Genomic DNA, 20,745 nt, shown 5'->3' with positions numbered 1-20,745 from the left:
AGCGGCGACAGCCAAGAGAGGAACGCCATGAGTCGGGAAGCCCTGCAGGAATCGCTGTCCGCAGTGATGGATAACGAAGCGGACGAACTGGAATTGCGTCGGGTGTTGAATGCCTTCGACGATGTTGAAACCCGCGAAACCTGGGCGCGTTACCAGATTGCCCGGGCAGTGATGCACAAGGACTTGCTGATCCCCCGTCTGGACCTGGCTTCGGCCGTCTCGCAAGCGCTGGCTGATGAAGCCGTGCCAGCGAAAGTCAGCCGTGGACCGTGGCGTAGCTTGGGTCGCTTGGCCGTTGCAGCATCCGTGACTGTTGCGGTGCTGGCAGGTGTGCGTCTGTACAACCAGGATGAGATCGCCGGCGTCGAATTGGCCCAGCAATCCACTCAACCGGGTCTGACCGTTCCTCAAGTCAAGGGCCCAGCCGTTTTGGCAGGCTACAATGAGAGTTCGCAAGCCACAGGCCCGATGGCCAATGGTGTCTTGCAAGGTCAGCCAGGCTGGCACGATCAGCGTCTGCCGGGTTATCTGCGTCAACATGCTCAACAAGCTGCACTCAAAGGTACTGAAAGTGCCCTGCCTTATGCTCGTGCAGCGAGCCAGGAAACCCGTTAAGGAGGATCATGCGCGCCATACCTCTACTTACGCTTTTGCTCAGTGGCTGGTTCGTTGTTCCAGCCCATGCCGATGAGGCTCAAGACTGGTTGAACCGTCTGAGCCAGGCCGAGCAGCAGCAGAGCTTTCAAGGCACTTTCATTTACGAGCGTAACGGTAGTTTTTCTACCCACAACATCTGGCATCGTGTCCAGGATGGCAAAGTCCGCGAGCGTTTACTGCAGCTCGACGGCTCGGCCCAGGAAGTCGTACGCATTGATGGACGTACTCAATGCGTGAGCGGCAGCTTGGTGGCAGGGCTGGAGGACACCCCCGACGCGTCCGCTCGAGCACTTGACCCACAAAAGCTGAAGAATTGGTACGACCTTGCCGTCATCGGCAAGTCGCGCGTGGCCGGGCGCGCGGCGGTGATTGTTTCGCTGACGCCCCGTGACCAGCATCGTTACGGTTTTGAATTGCACCTGGATCGGGAAACCGGTCTGCCGCTCAAATCCTTGCTACTCAATGAAAAAGGCCAGTTGCTGGAGCGCTTCCAGTTTACCCGCCTGGACACCGCCGACGTGCCGGGCGACCAGGACCTGCAGGCCAGTGACGAGTGCAAGACCGTGGCGCTGGACAGTAACAAGGCCACGGCCGCGAAGACCGCCCAGGCCTGGCACTCCGATTGGTTGCCGCCGGGCTTCGAGTTGACCAGCAGCAGCGCCCACAAGGATCCGCAGACCAAGGCTCAGGTTAGTAGCCTGATGTATGACGACGGCCTGGCGCGTTTCTCGGTGTTCCTCGAGCCGCTCAATGGCGAAGTAGTCACTGATACTCGAACCCAGCTTGGGCCCACCGTTGCCGTTTCACGGCGCTTGACCACCCCCGATGGTGAGATGATGGTGACCGTGGTGGGGGAAATTCCGATCGGCACCGCCGAACGGATCGCGCTGTCCATGCGCACCGCTCCATCGACGTCCAAGCAGTAAGTCGACCCAGTGCCGCTCATCGAACGACGGGTTGGTTGTGGAAAAGGTCAGTCATGGCTGGTTCCACAATCGAGATGTCGAAATGTTTGGTGAGCATTTCAGTTTGCAAAACTTCTTAAAATTTTCTATAGGTCAGAGCCCCTCGGCTCTGGCCTTGTATAGTTGTTCCCGGAACAAAAGTACCGATGGCGGTTGCCTGGTGTTTCTTGTTCCCTATCGCTTAACCATGCTCGTCGTAACGGGAGCCGTATGTCGATACCACGTTTAAAATCCTACCTGACTATTTTTGCCACCGTCTTGGTGCTGGGTCAGACAGTTGCCGCCCAGGCAGCCGAACTGCCGGACTTCACCCAACTGGTCGAGCAAGCCTCGCCAGCCGTGGTGAACATCAGTACCACGCAAAAATTGCCCGACCGCAAAGTGTCTAACCAGCAGATGCCTGACCTGGAAGGCTTGCCACCGATGCTGCGCGAGTTCTTCGAGCGCGGTATGCCGCCACAGCAGCGTTCCCCTGGCGGTGGCCGCCAGCGTGAAGCGCAATCCCTGGGTTCGGGCTTCATCATTTCCCCGGACGGCTACATCCTGACCAATAACCATGTGATCGCCGATGCCGACGAAATTCTCGTGCGCCTGGCTGATCGCAGTGAACTCAAGGCCAAGTTGATCGGCACCGACCCGCGTTCCGACGTGGCGCTGCTGAAAATCGAAGGCAAGGACCTACCGGTGCTGAAACTGGGTAAATCCCAGGACCTCAAGGCCGGGCAATGGGTAGTCGCCATCGGTTCGCCGTTCGGCTTTGACCATACTGTGACCCAAGGCATCGTCAGCGCGATCGGCCGTAGCCTGCCGAACGAGAACTACGTACCGTTCATCCAGACCGACGTGCCGATCAACCCGGGCAACTCCGGTGGCCCGCTGTTCAACCTGGCGGGTGAAGTGGTGGGGATCAACTCCCAGATCTACACCCGTTCCGGTGGTTTCATGGGCGTCTCGTTCGCCATCCCGATCGATGTGGCAATGGATGTCTCCAACCAGCTCAAAAGCGGTGGCAAAGTCAGTCGTGGCTGGTTGGGTGTGGTGATCCAGGAAGTGAACAAGGATCTTGCCGAGTCCTTCGGCCTGGACAAGCCGGCCGGCGCGCTGGTGGCTCAGATCCAGGACGACGGTCCGGCAGCCAAGGGTGGTTTGCAGGTGGGTGATGTGATCTTGAGCATGAACGATCAGCCGATCGTCATGTCGGCAGACCTGCCGCACCTGGTGGGCGCACTCAAGGCCGGCGCCAAGGCAAACCTTGAAGTGATTCGCGACGGCAAGCGCAAAAACGTCGAGTTGACGGTTGGCGCGATTCCGGAAGAAGGCAAGGAGCTCGATGCACTGGCCAAAAACGGTGTCGAGCGCAGCAGTAATCGTCTGGGCGTGGCTGTGATTGAGCTCAGCGACGAGCAGAAGAAGGCGTTCGACCTCAAGGGCGGCGTGGTGATCAAGGAGGTCCAGGACGGTCCTGCTTCATTGATCGGCCTGCAGCCAGGCGATGTGATCACGCACCTGAACAATCAGGCGATCGTATCGGCCAAGGAGTTCACGGAGATCGCCAAGGCACTGCCGAAGAATCGTTCGGTGTCGATGCGGGTCCTGCGCCAGGGGCGCGCCAGCTTCATTACCTTCAAGCTGGCTGAATAACCCGGTTACTCGCAACAAAAAAACCGCCTCGATTGAGGCGGTTTTTTTGGTCTGGAGAATGTACCTTCAACCAGCAACGAGTCGACCATTGCCCGCGATGCACTCAGCAACAATACGATATTCGCTGGCAGCCAGCGTCCGCAGGGGCTGTTCGCGGGCAAGCCTTGCTCCTACGGATGGGCAGGCAAAAGAAAACCCCCGGCAAGTCCGGAGGACCTGGCGGGGGTTTTGGGTAAGCGCCGGGTGGCGCCTACGGGCTTAGCTTATTGGCAAGCTTCGCAATCCGGCTCGTCGATGGCGCAAGCCTTCGGCACTGGTGCAGGACCTGCTGGAGCTGCCAGGACCGAGTCGTCACCGTGGTTGCCGCCGCTGGAAACAGCGTTCAGCTTGCCGGTGTTGATGGTCGACTTCTCGGTGCTGGTCGCGGCCAGGGCACGGAGGTAGTAAGTGGTTTTCAGACCACGGTACCAGGCCATGCGGTAGGTCACGTCGAGCTTCTTGCCCGATGCGCCAGCGATGTACAGGTTCAGCGATTGGGCCTGGTCGATCCACTTCTGACGACGGCTGGCCGCGTCAACGATCCACTTGGTGTCCACTTCGAAGGCAGTCGCGTAGAGCTCTTTGAGTTCTTGCGGGATGCGTTCGATCTGTTGCACCGAACCGTCGTAGTACTTCAGGTCGTTGATCATGACCGAGTCCCACAGGCCACGAGCCTTGAGGTCGCGAACCAGGTACGGGTTGATCACGGTGAATTCGCCCGACAGGTTCGATTTCACATAGAGGTTCTGGTAGGTCGGTTCGATCGACTGCGATACGCCAGTGATGTTGGCGATGGTCGCGGTCGGTGCGATGGCCATGATGTTGGAGTTACGAATGCCTTTCTGTACACGGGCACGTACCGGTGCCCAGTCCAGGGATTCGTTCAGGTCAACGTCGATGTACTTCTGGCCACGGGCTTCGATCAGGATCTGTTGCGAGTCCAGTGGCAGGATGCCTTTGGACCACAGCGAACCCTGGAACGTCTCGTAGGCGCCACGCTCGTCGGCCAGGTCGCAGGAGGCCTGGATCGCGTAGTAGCTGACCGCTTCCATCGACTTGTCGGCAAATTCGACGGCAGCGTCGGAGCCGTAAGGGATGTGCTGCAGGTACAAGGCGTCCTGGAAACCCATGATGCCCAGGCCGACCGGACGGTGCTTGAAGTTGGAGTTCTGCGCTTGTGGCACCGAGTAGTAGTTGATGTCGATAACGTTATCGAGCATGCGTACGGCGGTGTTCACGGTGCGTTCCAGCTTGGCGGTGTCCAGCTTGCCGTTGACGATGTGGTTCGGCAGGTTGATCGAGCCCAGGTTGCAAACGGCGATCTCGTCCTTGTTGGTGTTCAAGGTGATCTCGGTGCACAGGTTCGAGCTATGGACCACGCCCACGTGCTGCTGCGGGCTACGCAGGTTGCACGGGTCTTTGAAGGTCAGCCATGGGTGGCCGGTTTCAAACAGCATGGAGAGCATTTTGCGCCACAGGTCTTTGGCCTGGATGGTCTTGAACAGCTTGATCTTGCCCGGGTACTGGGACAGGGCTTCGTAGTACTCGTAGCGCTCTTCGAAGGCCTTGCCGGTCAGGTCGTGCAGGTCTGGCACTTCGGACGGCGAGAACAGGGTCCACGGTCCGTCATCGAAGACGCGCTTCATGAACAGGTCAGGGATCCAGTTGGCGGTGTTCATGTCGTGGGTACGACGACGGTCATCACCGGTGTTCTTACGCAGCTCGATGAACTCTTCGATGTCCATGTGCCAGGTTTCCAGGTAGGCGCACACAGCGCCTTTGCGCTTGCCACCCTGGTTGACGGCTACGGCGGTGTCGTTGACTACCTTGAGGAACGGAACCACGCCTTGGGACTTGCCGTTGGTGCCCTTGATGTACGAACCCAGGGCACGTACCGGAGTCCAGTCGTTGCCCAGGCCGCCGGCGAATTTCGACAGCATGGCGTTGTCGTGGATCGCGTGGTAGATGCCCGACAGGTCATCCGGCACGGTGGTCAGGTAGCAGCTCGAGAGCTGTGGACGCAGGGTGCCGGCGTTGAACAGGGTCGGGGTCGACGACATGTAGTCGAAGGACGACAGCAGGTTGTAGAACTCGATCGCACGGTCTTCTTTGTGCTTCTCTTCGATCGCCAGGCCCATGGCCACGCGCATGAAGAAGATCTGCGGCAGTTCGAAGCGCACGCCATCCTTGTGGATGAAGTAACGGTCGTACAGGGTTTGCAGGCCCAGGTAGGTGAACTGCTGGTCGCGCTCGTGGTTGATCGCCTTGCCCAGTTTTTCCAGGTCGAAGGTGGCCAGGATCGGGTTCAGCAATTCGAATTCGATACCCTTGGCGATGTAGGCCGGAAGTGCCTTGGCGTACAGGTCGACCATTTCGTGGTGGGTCGCGCTTTCGGCGACGCCGAGGAAGCCCAGGCCTTCGGCACGCAGGGTGTCCATCAGCAGGCGGGCGGTGACGAACGAGTAGTTCGGCTCACGTTCGACCAGGGTCCGCGCGGTCATCACCAGGGCGGTGTTGACGTCGGTCAGGGCCACGCCGTCGTACAGGTTTTTCAGGGTTTCGCGCTGGATCAGGTCGCCGTCGACTTCTTCCAGGCCTTCGCAGGCCTCGGTCACGATGGTGTTCAGGCGGCCCATGTCCAGTGGCGCGAAAGTGCCATCGGCGCGGGTGATGCGGATAGAAGGGTGCGCCTGCACCGCGTCTTCGGCCGGGGCGCGGACTGCGCGCTCCTTGGAGCGGGCGTCACGGTAGATCACGTAGTCGCGAGCTACTTTCTGCTCGCCAGCACGCATCAGGGCCAGTTCGACCTGGTCCTGGATTTCTTCGATATGGATGGTGCCGCCCGATGGCATGCGACGCTTGAAGGTCGCGGTGACCTGCTCGGTCAGGCGCGCAACGGTGTCGTGGATTCGCGACGAGGCGGCAGCGGTGCCGCCTTCAACTGCGAGAAACGCTTTGGTGATGGCGACGGTGATCTTGTCATCGGTGTAAGGAACGACAGTGCCGTTACGCTTGATCACGCGCAGTTGGCCTGGCGCAGTGGCGGACAGATCGGAATTCGAATCTGCGCCCTGCGGCAAGGTGCCCTGCGGGTTCTCGCGAGTTGTGTCGGTTTGCATGGGTGTCTCCACATTCTCTATGTTTGTTTGGGCACCATGAAGGTGCCCACCGTTCCGTCCTGAAGCACTACAACCGGCAAGCGCCGGGCATAACAACTTCGGGACAGTAGGAAGGGGCCGTCGGGCGCCGCTTCCATGCCGAAGTCTTTGGTTTCAAGCCAGGGGCTGGAAACCGAATTCCGTTGGGGTGACAGTAAACGACTGCAACACCCGTACCGTTTTTGCCGTTTTGGGCGGAAAAACAGTTGCCATCCGCGGGAGCGGTTTGGGCTTCTGAAAAAGAGTTTGGTTCAACCAAAAACATGCAAGAAAAGCACTTGAGTTTCTTGTCTGATTTGTGTTTGGTTTTTGCCTCAAAACCCTATATGTAGGGTTTTTCTGAGCGCGAGCTACAAGATAATGCGTTTTGGGGGGTGATTGCAACGTACTACCTGTGGATAAAGCTGTGCGTAAAATGTGTATGAAACAGCCAATCGTCGTGTAGGCCGCGACCCTGCTGGGGTCGACCGTTTGTCACTGTTTATTACCCAGAAAAATAGCCTGGGGGGATTTTTGCGGGCGCGAACCCTACCACAAAAAATCCCGGTTACCGAGCGCATTTGCCAGCTTGTGTTCTCAAGGGTGGGCGTTGCTACAATCGGGCGCTGTGTAAGCAGTCTTATCCACTTCAAAGATGACAAAAAGATGAGTGGAGCCTTCCTTAATAGTGTTCTGGCAAGCAGAGGTCACCCGTGGAGCAAGAAGCCTGGCAGGTATTGATTGTCGAGGACGACCAGCGCCTGGCTGAGTTGACTCGTGAGTACCTGGAAAGCAATGGATTGCAGGTAACCATCGAAGGCAACGGCGCATTGGCGGCGGCGCGAATCATTGCCGAGCAGCCGGACCTGGTGATCCTTGACCTGATGCTGCCCGGCGAAGACGGGTTGACCATCTGCCGCAAGGTTCGCGACCACTACGATGGGCCGATCCTGATGCTCACGGCGCGCACCGACGACATGGATCAGATCCAGGGCCTGGACATGGGCGCCGATGACTACGTGTGCAAGCCGGTGCGTCCGCGGCTGCTGCTGGCGCGCATCCAGGCCTTGCTGCGGCGCAGCGAGGCGCCCGAACCGGCCGCGCCGCAAAAGCTGCGGCGCCTGCAGTTCGGCCCGCTGGTGGTCGACAACGCCCTGCGCGAAGCCTGGCTGCATGACCAGGGCATCGAATTGACCAGTGCCGAATTCGACCTGCTCTGGCTGCTGGTGGCCAATGCCGGGCGAATTTTGTCCCGCGAGGAAATTTTCACCGCGTTGCGCGGTATCGGCTATGACGGCCAGGATCGCTCCATCGATGTGCGCATTTCACGCATCCGCCCGAAAATCGGCGATGACCCGGACCACCCGCGCCTGATCAAGACCATCCGCAGCAAGGGCTACCTGTTCGTTCCCGAAGCCTGCGTAGACCAGCCGCTGTGAACTCGATCTTCCTGCGCATCTACGGCGGCATGTGTGCGGCGCTGATTCTGGTGGCCGCCCTCGGGGTCCTGGCCTTGCACCTGCTCAACGAAGTGCGCAGCGAGCAATACCGCGAGCGCCTGGCCCACGGTACGTTTTCCCTGATGGCCGACAACCTGCAGCCGATGAACCTCACCGAGCGCCGGCGTGCGCTGTTGGTGTGGGAGCGCTTGCTGGGTATTCCCCTCAACTTGCAGACCTTCAGCCAAACCGGCCTCGATCTGGGCGAACGCACCCGGGTATTGCGTGGCCAGGCGCTGGTGGAACAGACCGGGCCTCATGCGGCAAAGGTCTACCGGCTGGTCAGCGAGCAGGAGCAGTTGGTGCTGACGGGGGAAGTGCAGCAGATCAGCGAGCAACTGGCACGGGCGACTATTTATCTGTTGGCTGATGAACTGGTGCGCTACCCGGTGGCCGAACAACCGAAGCGCCTGGAGGCCTTGAAAAAAGACAAGGGCTTTGGCTTCGAGCTGCAACTGGTCACGGTGGACCAGGCGGACATGGACGAAGACCAGAGCCGCCGGGTGTCCGAGGGCGACACCGTGATGGCGCTGGGCAAGGAGGGCGATTCGATCCGGGTGTTTGCCGGGATGGTGGGCACGCCATGGGTGCTGGAAATCGGCCCCCTGTACCAGATGAATCCGTATCCGCCGCAGTGGCTGGTGTTGATTGCGGCCCTGGGGCTGAGCTTGATCGGCCTGATCGTCTACCTGCTGGTACGCCAACTGGAGCGGCGCCTCAGTGGCCTGGAGTCGGCCGCCACGCGCATCGCCAAGGGCAGCCTGGAAACCCGCGTGCCGACCCGGGGCGCGGACTCGGTAGGGCGGCTGGCGGCAGCGTTCAACGGCATGGCCGAGCACTTGCAGCAATTGCTGGCGATCCAGCGCGAACTGGTGCGTGCGGTGTCCCATGAGTTGCGTACGCCGGTCGCGCGCTTGCGGTTTGGCCTGGAGATGATCAGTACGGCGTCCACCGCGCAAGCGCGGGACAAGTACCTCGAAGGCATGGACCACGACATCCAGGATCTCGATGGCCTGGTGGACGAGATGCTCACCTATGCACGGCTGGAGCAGGGTTCGCCGGCGCTGGTTTTTCAGCGGGTCGACCTCGATGCCCTGGTCAATCAGGTGATCAGCGAACTGGCACCGCTACGCGCCGAGGTCCGGGTGCAGCGCGGGTTGTGCCTGTCGGCAGCCGACTGCGACGGCGCCTGGGTCGAGGCCGAGCCGCGCTACCTGCACCGGGCGTTGCAGAACCTGGTGGGCAATGCCATGCGCCATGCCCAGGGGCAGGTCTCGATCAGCTATCAGGTCGGCCAGCAGCGCTGCCGGGTGGATGTCGAGGACGACGGCCCGGGAGTGCCGGAAAGTGCCTGGGAAAAAATCTTCACACCCTTTCTACGCCTGGATGACAGCCGCACCCGAGCCTCGGGGGGCCACGGTCTGGGGTTGTCCATCGTGCGCCGGATCGTGCACTGGCATGGCGGGCGCGCGTTGATCAGCCAGAGCAAGAACCTGGGCGGGGCGTGTTTCAGCCTGAGCTGGCCGCGCAACCAGGAAAAGCCCGAGCGCTGACCTGTCTAATCAGGCCCGGATACTCACCAGGCTCAACAATTGCCCCGCTTTTACCGCGAACTGCGCATCCAGCTCGGTGCCATTGCGCCATTCACCGGACAAGTCCGTCAGCAGGCGCAGGCGCACCTGCCCGCGGTCGGTCCATTCCAGCACTTCGGCATGCTCGAAGTAGAAGCGTTTCTGGACGATGGGGTACAGGGCCTTGAACAGGCTTTCCTTGACCGAGAACGTCAGGGTCACCCACAAGGCCAGTTGTTCGCGCCGGCCGGCCGTCATCCGCTTGAGCTCCGCCGGGGTGAGGATCTCACCGGCCAGGCGTTCGGCACGCTCGGTGGTGAGCAGGTTTTCCAGGTCCATGCCCAGGCCGCGCCAGTCGGTGTTTTGCGCAACGATGGCGGCGGCGTGCCCAGTGCTGTGGGTAATCGAGCCGCAGATGCCGGGTGGCCAGACCGGCGCCCGGTCTTCGCCAATTGCCGGACTGCAGTCCAGCCCCTGCAATTTTTGCAGTGCAGCACGTGCACACAGTCGCCCCGCAAGAAACTCGGCCTGACGCTTGGCCACCGAGCGCTGGATGCTCGGTGGCGGCTCGATCTGGCTGCGACGGAAATCGTCGAGCGCCAGTAATGAGGGATCGAAGCGTGTGCTGAGCAGGACTGTGCCAGGCAGCGAATCAGGCAACGGCCATTGGTCGTCGAGCGGCGTGCAGCAAGCGGGCAGGGAGGGGGGCGGATTCATTGCGGCATTTTGCCGATTAGTCGCGTGGCTGGGTAGTGCTGAGGAGTGTCGAGCTTGTTCAGCCAGGGTTCAGCGTGTGTTCAGGGGGAGTTCAGTGGGGGGTGGTTAACCTGAGCGCATCAACCAAAAACACATTGCGAACGAGGAAACTCAACATGACCCACTTCAAAAAGCTCATTCTGGCCATGACTGTCCTGGGCGCCAGCGCCGTGGTTCACGCCGCTGACGACAACTTCGCCAGCCTGACCCTGGGGCAGACCAGCGACAAGGTGAAAAAATCCAGCCTGCTTAACAGCAACCTCGATCACCCGAATGCCAACGGTGTGATTGGCAAGGACACCACCTGGGGGGTGCGTCTCGGTCAGCAGAACAATGACCGTCGTTACTACGCCACCTACGACAACGTTTCCGGCAGCCACAACGGCATCAAGCTGCGCCAGGAAAACCTCCTCGGCAGTTACGACCTGTTCCTGCCCGTGACCAGCAGCACCAAGCTGTTCGCTGGCGCTAGCGCCGGCCTGACCAAACTCACCCAGGATTCGCCGGGCTACAGCCGCGACAGCGATATCGGTTATGCCCTGGGCGTGCAAGGCGGTGTCCTGCAACAGGTTTCCAAGAACGCCTCGGTGGAATTGGGGTACCGTTACCTGCGCAGCAATGCCAGCACTGAAATGAGTGCCCAAGGCAGCAAGCGGGGCTCCTTGAGCCTGGACAGCAGCGCCCAGACCTACCTGTCCGCCAACTACGCTTTCTAATCATCGGGCAAGCAGGACCTGCGCCGGATCGGCCCTAGAGGTGATCCGGCGCAGGCATGTCGGTAAGCTGGGTGCATGGCACCCGTGGAGTGGTTGATTTGCCTGGGAGAGCGTTATGAAATTACTGGTCGTCGAAGACGAGGCGCTATTGCGCCATCATCTGCATACCCGCCTGACTGAAAATGGCCATGTGGTCGAGTCCGTGGCCAACGCCGAAGAGGCGTTGTACCAGTCCGGTCAATACAACCATGACCTGGCAGTGATCGACCTCGGCCTGCCGGGCATGGGGGGGCTGGACCTGATTCGCCAGTTGCGATCGCAAGGCAAGACCTTCCCGATCCTGATCCTCACCGCACGCGGCAACTGGCAGGACAAGGTCGAAGGCCTGGCCGCTGGTGCCGATGATTACGTGGTCAAGCCATTCCAGTTCGAAGAGCTGGATGCGCGCCTGAATGCCTTGCTGCGCCGCTCCAGCGGTTTTACCCAGTCGACGATAATCGCCGGCCCGCTGTTGCTGGACCTCAACCGCAAGCAGGCCAGTCTCGACGAGCAGCCGTTGGCCCTGACCGCCTATGAATACCGGATCCTCGAGTACCTGATGCGCCATCATCAGCAAGTGGTCGCCAAGGACCGCCTGATGGAGCAGCTCTACCCGGATGACGACGAGCGCGATCCGAACGTGATTGAAGTGCTGGTCGGGCGTTTGCGGCGCAAGCTTGAAGCGCCGGCCGGGTTCAAGCCGATCGAGACCGTGCGAGGCCTGGGCTACCTGTTCAACGAGCGCTGCCAGTGATTCGCTCCCTTCGCCTGCGCCTGATGCTGGCAGCTACCACCTTGGCGGTGCTGTTCATGCTGGCGCTGTTGCCAGCCATGCAGGGCGCCTTCAGCCTGGCCCTGGAAGATTCGATCGAACAGCGCCTGGCCTCGGACGTCACCACGCTGATTTCTGCGGCACGGATCGAGAACAAACAGTTGATGATGCCTTCGCAGTTGCCGGACGAGCGCTTCAATCTCGCCGACAGTCGCCTGCTGGGCTACATCTACGACCGCGAAGGGCAACTGGTCTGGCGCTCGCGGGCGACCCAGGACGAACACATCAATTACAAGCCGCGTTATGACGGGCGCGGCAATGAGTTTGCGCGTATTCGTGAGGCCGACGGCCAGGAGTTCTTCGTCTATGACGTCGAAGTCAAACTGCTGGGCGGCAAAAGTGCGGCATTCAGTATCGTTGCGCTGCAGCCGGTGCGCGAGTACCAGCAGACACTCGAAGGCCTGCGGGAAAATCTCTACCTGGGATTTGGCGCAGCCTTGCTGGTGTTGCTGGCGCTGCTGTGGATCGGCCTGACCTGGGGCCTGCGCGCGTTGCGGCGCCTGAGCCAGGAGCTCGACCAGATTGAAAGCGGTGACCTGGAAAGCCTCAGTGAAGAACACCCGCGCGAACTGTTGCGCCTGACCGGCTCGCTGAACCGCTTGCTGAGCAGCGAGCGCGAGCAACGCAGCCGCTACCGCGACTCGCTGGACGATCTGGCCCACAGTCTGAAAACCCCCCTGGCGGTCCTGCAAGGCGTCAGCGAGGACATGGCCCAGCGTCCCGAAGAGCGCGAGCAGGCGTGGGTCCTGCAAACGCAGATCGAGCGCATGAGCCAGCAGATCAGCTACCAGTTGCAGCGTGCCAGCCTGCGTAAAAGCGGGCTGGTGCGGCACCAGGTGCAGTTACAGCCGGTACTCAAGAGCCTGTGCGACACCCTGGACAAGGTCTATCGCGACAAACGGGTGCGTACCAGCTTCGACTTGCCGCAGTCCTGCTATGTGCCGATCGAGCAGGGTGCCTTGCTGGAAATGCTCGGCAACCTGTTGGAAAACGCCTACCGCCTATGTCTCGGCGAAGTGCGGATCAGCCTGCGTCAGACCCGTGCCAGCATCGAAGTCTGCGTTGAAGACGACGGGCCGGGTGTACCAGAGGATCAACGGGCGCGGATCCTCCAGCGTGGCGAACGCCTGGACCGCCAGCATCCGGGGCAGGGCATTGGCCTGGCTGTGGTCAAGGACATCATCGAAAGCTACGGCGCCCAGCTGACCCTTGGCGATTCGGCCCTGGGCGGGGCGGCCTTCAGGATTCATTTCCCGCTGGCGTGAAGCCGCGCTTCAACTGTCCTGGGCGCGATAGGCGCCCGGGGTCAGGCCGGTCCATTTCTTGAACGCCCGGTGAAACGCCGAGGGTTCGGAAAAGCCCAATTGCCAGGCGATCTGTTGCAACGACAGGTCGGCGCGACGCAGATGATAGATCGCGATATCGCGGCGCAACTGATCCTTCAATTCCTGAAAACTCGAACCCTCTTCGCGCAAGTGCCGACGCAGGGTTTGCGGGCTGATGTGCAGGTGCGCCGCCACGGCTTCCAGATCGGGCCAGCGGCTGCTGTCACGGCTGAGCAGGCGGCGCAACTGACTGCTCAGGCTGTCGCCGTCATCCGGGCGCGACAGCAGGTCGGCCGGTGAGCGTTCCAGAAAGTGCTTGAGGGTTCGTTCGTCCTGCAACAGCGGCATGCCCAGGTAGCGACTGTGAAACAGCAGGCTGGTGCGCTGGGTACCGAACTCGAGTGGGCAAGGGAACAGCAGGTCGTATTCGGCGCCATGTCCGGGTTTCGGGTAACTGAAACTGGCCTGCTCGAGGGCGATGCGCTGGCCGATCAACCAACTGCCAAGGCGATGCCAGATCACCAGCAGGCTTTCGCTGAGAAAGTGATCGGGGTCGCGCAGTTGTGAATCATCCAGGCTCAAGCGCACCCATTGCTCTTCCCGGGTCAGGGTCAGGCCTGGCGAGTCGGCAAACAGGCTGTAAAACAACAGGCCGCGCCCCAAGGCTTTCTCCAGCGTGCTGCAGTGAATCAGAGCGTGGCACATCATGGCGAAAGTCCCGCGCTTGCTGGGACTGCGGGCCAAGCCCAGGTACTCGTCATCCAGCGCCAGCCACAGGCCTTGCAACAGGGCGCTGAACTGCTCAGGCGCGATCCGGGCGCGGGGCTCGTCGAGCAATTCGGCGCTGATCCCGAGCTGGTGCAACAGCTCTGCATAGTCATAGCCCATCCGCCGGGCGCCACCGGTGGCGGCGCGGGCGAAATGACTGGCGATGGTGCGTTCGCGCATGGGGAGTGGGGTCCGGCCATTGAGTGGCGGATCTTAGCCAGCCCTCCTCGATGGGACAAGGCGGATTTCCGCCAAATTGCAGGACTCGATTCGGGCATTGGGCGGGAATCCGCCAAGTGGCTCCTGCACGCCGCACCATGGAAAGTGCTGCAGCCCTTGTGGCAAGCGGCTTGTGAGGGATTTGGCAAAGGTGGCACGAGCTCTGCAATAAGGCCAAGAGGTCTGCCAGCGCGCAGCTCGCCACAACAAATCCCTCCAGTGCAGGAGGGTTCGCACTTTAGGCGTCGTTTGCATCAGATGGATGATGACAACGCGGTGCTCTTGAGGAACTTTGCAATGACGACTCGTCAGCCACTGTACAAATCCCTGTATTTCCAGGTAATCGTTGCCATCGTTATCGGCATCTTGCTCGGTCACTTCTATCCGCAGACCGGGGTGGCGCTCAAGCCACTGGGTGACGGGTTCATCAAACTGATCAAGATGGTCATTGCACCCATCATCTTCTGCACCGTAGTCAGCGGTATCGCGGGCATGCAGAACATGAAGTCGGTGGGCAAAACCGGCGGCTACGCGCTGCTCTACTTCGAAATCGTTTCCACCATCGCCCTGCTGATCGGCCTGGTCGTGGTCAACGTGGTGCAACCGGGCGCCGGCATGCACATCGATGTGACCACCCTCGACGCCTCCAAAGTCGCGGCCTATGTCACGGCCGGCAAGGACCAGAGCATCGTCGGCTTCATTCTCAACGTGATCCCGAACACCATTGTCGGCGCCTTCGCCAACGGTGACATCCTGCAGGTCCTGATGTTCTCGGTGATCTTCGGTTTCGCCCTGCACCGCCTGGGTGCCTACGGCAAGCCGGTGCTGGACTTCATCGATCGTTTTGCCCACGTGATGTTCAACATCATCAACATGATCATGAAACTGGCGCCAATCGGTGCACTGGGTGCCATGGCCTTCACCATCGGTGCCTACGGCGTCGGTTCGCTGGTGCAACTGGGCCAGTTGATGATCTGCTTCTACATCACCTGCGTGCTGTTCGTGGTGCTGGTACTGGGTGCGATCTGCCGTGCTCACGGCTTCAGCGTACTGAAACTGATCCGCTACATCCGTGAAGAGCTGTTGATCGTACTGGGTACTTCCTCGTCCGAATCGGCGCTGCCACGCATGCTGATCAAAATGGAACGCCTGGGCGCACAGAAATCGGTGGTAGGCCTGGTGATTCCAACGGGCTACTCGTTCAACCTGGACGGTACTTCGATCTACCTGACCATGGCGGCCGTGTTCATCGCCCAGGCGACTGACACCCACATGGACATCACTCACCAGATCACCTTGCTGCTGGTGCTGTTGTTGTCTTCCAAAGGTGCTGCAGGCGTGACCGGTAGCGGCTTCATCGTGTTGGCTGCAACCCTCTCGGCTGTAGGCCACCTGCCGGTCGCCGGCTTGGCGCTGATCCTCGGTATCGACCGCTTCATGTCCGAAGCGCGGGCGCTGACCAACCTGGTGGGTAACGCTGTTGCGACCCTGGTGGTGGCCAAGTGGGTCAAGGAGCTGGACGAAGACAAGCTGCAAGTCGAGCTGGCGTCCGGTGGTCGTGGTATCTCCGATGATCGTGAAATGGATGACCTGGGTGTGGCCGAAGGCCCGGCCCCGACTTCCTTGAAGTAACTCACGCACGTCAATGAAAAACCCGCTACGGCGGGTTTTTTGTTGTCTGCGGGGCGGGAGCCAAACCTGCTCGCGGCAGCGCCCTGAGCGCAAAGGTCACCCGTCCTGACGGTTAAGGTGATTGCCGTCAGGCGGACGGCTGCCTAGTCTGCAGGTATCGCTCAAGGAGATGGCTTATGCAGGGTCCACTGGCATCACTCAAGGTTCTGGATTTCTCGACACTGTTGCCGGGGCCCTTCGCCTCGCTGTTGCTGGCGGACATGGGGGCCGAGGTGCTGCGCATCGAATCGCCAACCCGCATGGACCTGCTGCGGGTGCTACCGCCCCATGACCAGGGCATCTCGGCCAGCCACGCCTACCTCAACCGCAACAAGCGCAGCCTGGCGTTGGACCTCAAGCAACCCGCGGCGCTGGAGGTGGTCAAGCAACTGCTGCAGGACCACGACATCTTGCTGGAGCAATTTCGCCCCGGGGTAATGGAACGGCTGGGGCTGGGGTATGAGGCGCTGAGGGCGATCAACCCGCGACTGATCTACGTGTCGATCACCGGCTACGGCCAGACCGGCCCCTACAAAGACCGCGCCGGACACGACCTCAACTACCTGGCGCTGGCTGGCCTGGCCAGCTACACCGGGCGTGCCGACAGCGGGCCGTTACCGCTGGGGTTCCAGGCGGCGGACATCGCCGGTGGTTCGCTGCACGGGGTGATCGGCCTGTTGGCCGCGGTGATTGCCCGTCAGCAGAGCGGGCAGGGCCAGCACCTGGATGTGAGCATGACCGACTGTGCATTCAGCCTGAACGCGATGGCCGGGGCGGGGTACCTGGCGTGTGGCGTGGAGCCGGGGTGCGAGGAGCAGATGCTCAACGGTGGCAGCTTCTACGACTACTACCGCAGCCGGGATGGACGCTGGATGTCGGTGGGCAGTCTGGAGCCCAACTTCATGCAGCAATTGTGCACCGCGCTCGGTCGTCCCGAGTTGGCGGCCCAGGGGCTGTCGCCTAAACCCGAACAGCAACAGGCCCTGAAGCTGGCCTTGCAGATCGAATTCGAAAAGCGCGACTTCAGCGACCTGTGTGCGCTGTTTGCCGACGTCGATGCCTGTGTCGAGCCGGTACTCAGCGTGGCCGAAGCGGTGGCCCATCCCCAGCTCAAGGCTCGGGAGCTGGTGACCCAGGTACCGCGCGGCGATGGCAGCAGCCAGGCACAAATGGCTTGCCCGTTGAAGTTCTCCGAGGGTTTGCCGCAACCACGCAATATCGGTGCGACGCTGGGGGCGCACACCAACCAGGTGTTGCACGAGTTGGGTTACAGCGAGCAACGGATCGACGATTTGCGGCGGACCAAGGTCATTCTCTAGAGGTGACGCAGGTTCGCAGCGAGCCTGCTCGCGATAGGGCCAGGTAAGGCTCTGTCTATCCCACTATTCGACCCGCGACTCCCCGGTAAACACCAATGTCTGCCGACAACGCCGACACAGGTAACGCCGGCCCTGGCGTACCAGGCTATGGCGCTGGGCCGAAAACGGGAAGTCGCTGTTGGCGCACGGGCAGCGGTAGATGTAGCGGGTCACGCTGCGGCGTTTAATAGCGTAGGTATGGCAACGATCGGGCGGTAGTTCATAGACGCCGCGCATGATCAGTTGCCATTCCTCACCGTGGGGTGCAATGCGCTCGCCAAACAACTGGTGTGCGATCAGGTGCGCGACTTCGTGGGCCACGGTCTGCTTGAGGAAATCTTCACTGTTCTCGCGGTACAACTGCGGATTGAAGCGCAGCAGGTTTTCGTGCAGGTGTGCCACGCCGGCCTTCTGCCCGCGCAACTTGAGGCTGACCACCGGGCGCTTGAAAGGGCGTTTGAAAAAGGATTCGGCTTGTTGGAAACAGTCTTCGACGCGGGTATTGAGTTGCTCGGGCATGCTTAACGGATCTCCAGAGGCCACAAGTATGCTGCAAACCCAGGCCATTGCGAATCGCCTGGCTGCCGAATGGTCGTGGTCCCAGCAAAAGGCCGCCTTGCGGCGGCCGGTATTGGCAGATCCTCGTTTGTTTCATGGGCGGCGTCCCTTGCTCGCTCCAGCGGCTTGCGTTGAATGTTGGTTTAGTTGGTATAGACCGGGCCGACGCCCAGGCCCCAGACAATGACGGTGAAGGCCATGATCGCCACCAACACCACCAGCCCTACGGCAAGCACTGAACTTGAGAAGAGAAACCCTTCGTCCGTTGGAATGTTCATGAAGGTCGGCAAGCCGACATACAACAGGTAGACCGTGTAGCAGATAGCCGCGGTGCCGACGATCATGCCCAGCCACATATGTGGATACAGCGCGGCCAGGCCGCCGATGAACAACGGCGTGGCGGTGTACGTGGCAAAGGCGACACAGCGCGCCAGGCTCGGCGTAGCGTCATAGGTGCGGGCCATCCAGTGAATGAACGCGCCCATGACCGCGACCCCGCCCAGCATCGCCAGGTACGACATGATGGTCATCCAGAGCGCGCTTTCCATGGTCAGCATGACGGGCGCCCGACTGCCGATGACCCAGCCCACCTGGGTCGTGCCGATAAACGCGGAAACTGCCGGAATCGCCGCCAGGATCAGCGTGTGGGTGAGGTACATGTGGCTGATGCTTTCCTCTTGGTCGCCACGGATTTCTTTCCATTCTTGATCTGGGTGGGTGAAAAGCCCCACGACGTGATGGATCATAGTCAGTCACTCCTACGTGATTGCTGTCGCCCCCCAACGGAGCGCCTACGGGCCAGTGGCCAAGTCGGTAAAGGTCTTCAGGTGTGCGACCTTATGTCGCAGTATAGAAAGGACTGGAACACGCAGGAGCAGGGGCTTTAGAGCAAATCGCGCTGTAAACCCCGGGCTTAATCGCTGTGCTGCATGACAGCAGCCCTGCTGGTTAGTCGATAACCGTAGAAGACGCAGGGCACTTCGCCCGCCCCGGGTTTTTGCGTAAAATGCCGGCCTTTCGTCACACCTCGCGGATTTCAAGCGCCATGGGCACTCTTACGGTCAACCAGAACAAACTGCAGAAACGTCTACGCCGCCAGGCCGGGGAGGCCGTTGCCGACTTCAACATGATCGAGGATGGCGACAAGGTCATGGTCTGCCTGTCCGGAGGCAAGGACAGCTACACCATGCTCGACGTGCTGCTGCACCTGCAGAAGGTGGCGCCGATCAAGTTCGAGATCGTCGCGGTGAACATGGACCAGAAGCAGCCGGGTTTCCCCGAGCATGTGTTGCCCGCCTACCTCAAGGAACTGGGGGTGGAGTACCACATCGTCGAAAAGGACACCTATTCGGTGGTCAAGGAGCTGATCCCGGAGGGCAAGACCACGTGCTCGCTGTGCTCGCGCCTGCGTCGCGGTACGCTCTATACCTTTGCCGACGAAATCGGTGCGACCAAGATGGCCCTGGGTCACCATCGCGATGACATCGTCGAGACTTTTTTCCTCAATATGTTCTTCAACGGTTCGCTCAAGGCCATGCCGCCGAAACTGCGCGCCGATGACGGGCGCAACGTGGTGATTCGCCCGCTGGCCTACTGCAACGAGAAGGACATCCAGGCCTACTCCGACTTCAAGCAGTTCCCGATCATTCCATGCAACCTCTGTGGCTCCCAGGAAAACCTGCAGCGCCAGGTGGTCAAGGACATGCTTCAGGACTGGGAGCGCAAGACCCCGGGCCGCAGCGATAGCATCTTCCGCAGCCTGCAGAATGTGATCCCGTCGCAACTGGCGGACCGTAACCTGTTTGACTTCACCAGCCTGAAGATCGACGAAAGCGCGGCCTCGCGTTTCGTCAATGTGGTCAATCTGTGACCGGATCACTGGTTGGGCATGACGGCGCTCGCGGGCGCCGTTTTTATTTGTTTGCAAAGGAGAGGGCATGCGCGATTACAAGTGGCTGCACGAATACTGTCTGAACCGCTTTGGTTCGGCAGCCGAACTGGAAGCCCATCTGCCAGTCCCCAAGACCCCGGCACAATTGCGCAAGATCAGTGATGATCGCTACCTGTCGACCATGGCCCTGCGGGTCTTCCGCGCAGGCCTCAAGCACAGCCTGGTGGACGCCAAGTGGCCGGCATTCGAGGAGGTATTCTTCAAGTTCGATCCGCAAAAGGTGGTGTTAATGGGCGCAGAGCATCTGGAGCGCCTGATGCAGGACGCGCGGATCATCCGCCACCTGGGCAAGCTCAAGAGTGTGCCGCGCAACGCCCAGTTCATCCTCGATGTAGCCAAGGACAAAGGCAGCTTCGGCGAGTTGATCGCCCAATGGCCGGTGACCGACATCGTCGGCCTGTGGAAATACCTGGCCAAGCACGGGCATCAGATGGGCGGCTTGTCGGCGCCACGGTTTTTGCGCATGGTTGGCAAGGACACCTTTGTGCCCAGCTATGACGTGGTCGCGGCGTTGAATGCCCAGCAGATCATCGACAAGGTGCCCACCAGCCTGCGGGACCTGGCGACGGTGCAGGACGCCTTCAACCAGTGGCACGCTGAAAGTGGCCGGCCGATGTGCCAGATCTCGATGATGCTGGCCTTTACCGTCAATCATTGAGCCAGTCGCTCCAATCGCGGGCAAGCGGAGCGCTACCCGGCGGCTCCCACATGAAGTTCGCTCACCTGTGGGCCGGCCAGGATGTTGGATTAGACCGCGTACATATCCATTTCTGCGGTAACGGCCACCTATGGTTCCGCCTGACGGCGGCTCACTTTTGAGAAGCGCAAAAGTAAGCAAAAGGCTCTTGCCGGTATGACTCACCCACATGGGTTACAAATCAGTTCAAGCACATAGGTAACAGTTATTAACTGGCATGGTCGATTTCGCGAGGATCTGACCATGCCCTGGAGAGAGCTGAAACCTATGGATCGAAAAGTGATGTTCATCGCTGCCTATCTGGCGGACAAACACACCTTCAGCAAGCTGTGCAGTGACTACGAGA

At 60.6% G+C, this 20,745-nt stretch carries 17 protein-coding genes and 1 pseudogene; 13 read left to right on the top strand and 5 right to left on the bottom strand.

The genetic code is table 11. From position 1 onward, the window contains the following. The first annotated feature begins 27 nt into the window (after window positions 1–27). From CKW24_RS19310 to CKW24_RS19300, 3 genes are all read left to right on the top strand, one after another. Window positions 28–615: a sigma-E factor negative regulatory protein gene (locus CKW24_RS19310; protein ID WP_095169758.1), complete on the top strand. Its 588-nt coding sequence runs from the start codon at window positions 28–30 to the stop codon at window positions 613–615. 8 nt (window positions 616–623) lie between these two features. After that, window positions 624–1,583, top strand: coding sequence for a MucB/RseB C-terminal domain-containing protein (locus CKW24_RS19305; RefSeq protein ID WP_095169757.1), 960 nt, complete (start codon window positions 624–626; stop codon window positions 1,581–1,583). A gap of 249 nt (window positions 1,584–1,832) precedes the next feature. Beyond that, window positions 1,833–3,263, top strand: a complete 1,431-nt coding sequence (locus CKW24_RS19300; RefSeq protein ID WP_095169756.1) for a DegQ family serine endoprotease — start codon at window positions 1,833–1,835, stop codon at window positions 3,261–3,263. A gap of 263 nt (window positions 3,264–3,526) precedes the next feature. Here the strand turns inward: CKW24_RS19300 and CKW24_RS19295 are convergent, their stop codons facing one another. Beyond that, window positions 3,527–6,421: a ribonucleoside-diphosphate reductase subunit alpha gene (locus CKW24_RS19295; protein WP_095169755.1), complete on the bottom strand. Its 2,895-nt coding sequence runs from the start codon at window positions 6,419–6,421 to the stop codon at window positions 3,527–3,529. A 731-nt stretch (window positions 6,422–7,152) separates the two neighbouring features. Here CKW24_RS19295 and CKW24_RS19290 point away from each other — a divergent pair. Next, a complete protein-coding gene (locus tag CKW24_RS19290) occupies window positions 7,153–7,878 on the top strand; it encodes a response regulator (protein ID WP_095169754.1) in 726 nt (241 codons plus the stop codon). Further along, window positions 7,875–9,491: an ATP-binding protein gene (locus CKW24_RS19285; RefSeq protein WP_095169753.1), complete on the top strand. Its 1,617-nt coding sequence runs from the start codon at window positions 7,875–7,877 to the stop codon at window positions 9,489–9,491. Before CKW24_RS19290 ends, CKW24_RS19285 begins: the two co-directional genes overlap by 4 nt. Window positions 9,492–9,500: 9 nt before the next feature. Here CKW24_RS19285 and CKW24_RS19280 read toward each other — a convergent pair whose 3' ends face one another. Beyond that, window positions 9,501–10,226: a 4'-phosphopantetheinyl transferase gene (locus CKW24_RS19280; protein WP_095169752.1), complete on the bottom strand. Its 726-nt coding sequence runs from the start codon at window positions 10,224–10,226 to the stop codon at window positions 9,501–9,503. Between the two features lie 155 nt (window positions 10,227–10,381). Between CKW24_RS19280 and CKW24_RS19275 the strand changes: the two genes are divergently transcribed. The 3 genes from CKW24_RS19275 (at window position 10,382) to CKW24_RS19265 (ending at window position 13,117) form a co-directional block, all read left to right on the top strand. Then, complete coding sequence (locus tag CKW24_RS19275; RefSeq protein WP_095169751.1) at window positions 10,382–10,981, top strand: hypothetical protein; 600 nt, start codon at window positions 10,382–10,384, stop codon at window positions 10,979–10,981. Window positions 10,982–11,096: 115 nt separating this feature from the next. Then, window positions 11,097–11,774, top strand: coding sequence for a response regulator (locus CKW24_RS19270; protein WP_095169750.1), 678 nt, complete (start codon window positions 11,097–11,099; stop codon window positions 11,772–11,774). Continuing rightward, entirely contained in the window at window positions 11,771–13,117 is a 1,347-nt protein-coding gene (locus CKW24_RS19265; protein ID WP_095169749.1) for an ATP-binding protein, read from the top strand. Before CKW24_RS19270 ends, CKW24_RS19265 begins: the two co-directional genes overlap by 4 nt. A 9-nt stretch (window positions 13,118–13,126) precedes the next feature. Here CKW24_RS19265 and CKW24_RS19260 read toward each other — a convergent pair whose 3' ends face one another. Continuing rightward, window positions 13,127–14,125 carry an AraC family transcriptional regulator gene (locus CKW24_RS19260; RefSeq protein ID WP_095169748.1) on the bottom strand — a complete coding sequence of 333 codons (999 nt, stop codon included), beginning with the start codon at window positions 14,123–14,125 and terminating at the stop codon, window positions 13,127–13,129. A gap of 336 nt (window positions 14,126–14,461) precedes the next feature. Between CKW24_RS19260 and CKW24_RS19255 the strand changes: the two genes are divergently transcribed. Next, window positions 14,462–15,796: a dicarboxylate/amino acid:cation symporter gene (locus tag CKW24_RS19255; protein ID WP_095169846.1), complete on the top strand. Its 1,335-nt coding sequence runs from the start codon at window positions 14,462–14,464 to the stop codon at window positions 15,794–15,796. Between the two features lie 176 nt (window positions 15,797–15,972). After that, window positions 15,973–17,154 carry a CaiB/BaiF CoA-transferase family protein gene (locus CKW24_RS19250; protein WP_095169747.1) on the top strand — a complete coding sequence of 394 codons (1,182 nt, stop codon included), beginning with the start codon at window positions 15,973–15,975 and terminating at the stop codon, window positions 17,152–17,154. Between the two features lie 63 nt (window positions 17,155–17,217). Here CKW24_RS19250 and CKW24_RS19245 read toward each other — a convergent pair whose 3' ends face one another. After that, window positions 17,218–17,712: a SprT family zinc-dependent metalloprotease gene (locus CKW24_RS19245; RefSeq protein ID WP_095169746.1), complete on the bottom strand. Its 495-nt coding sequence runs from the start codon at window positions 17,710–17,712 to the stop codon at window positions 17,218–17,220. Between the two features lie 182 nt (window positions 17,713–17,894). Next, window positions 17,895–18,497 carry a Yip1 family protein gene (locus CKW24_RS19240; protein WP_095169745.1) on the bottom strand — a complete coding sequence of 201 codons (603 nt, stop codon included), beginning with the start codon at window positions 18,495–18,497 and terminating at the stop codon, window positions 17,895–17,897. A 299-nt stretch (window positions 18,498–18,796) separates the two neighbouring features. On the opposite strand from CKW24_RS19240, the gene ttcA reads away from it, so the two are divergent. The 3 genes and pseudogenes from ttcA to CKW24_RS28685 all read left to right on the top strand — a co-directional run. After that, a complete protein-coding gene (ttcA, locus tag CKW24_RS19235) occupies window positions 18,797–19,621 on the top strand; it encodes a tRNA 2-thiocytidine(32) synthetase TtcA (RefSeq protein ID WP_095169744.1) in 825 nt (274 codons plus the stop codon). A 67-nt stretch (window positions 19,622–19,688) separates the two neighbouring features. After that, a complete protein-coding gene (locus tag CKW24_RS19230) occupies window positions 19,689–20,360 on the top strand; it encodes a DNA-3-methyladenine glycosylase I (protein ID WP_095169743.1) in 672 nt (223 codons plus the stop codon). A 282-nt stretch (window positions 20,361–20,642) separates the two neighbouring features. Next, window positions 20,643–20,745 (top strand): annotated as a pseudogene (locus CKW24_RS28685) (helix-turn-helix domain-containing protein); the annotation flags it as partial.

It is taken from the genome of Pseudomonas sp. Irchel 3H3 (assembly GCF_900187635.1).
Classification (GTDB): Bacteria; Pseudomonadota; Gammaproteobacteria; order Pseudomonadales; family Pseudomonadaceae; genus Aquipseudomonas.
The sequence above is the reverse complement of the archived record's forward strand: the minus strand, read 5'-3'. Positions and strand labels throughout refer to the sequence as shown.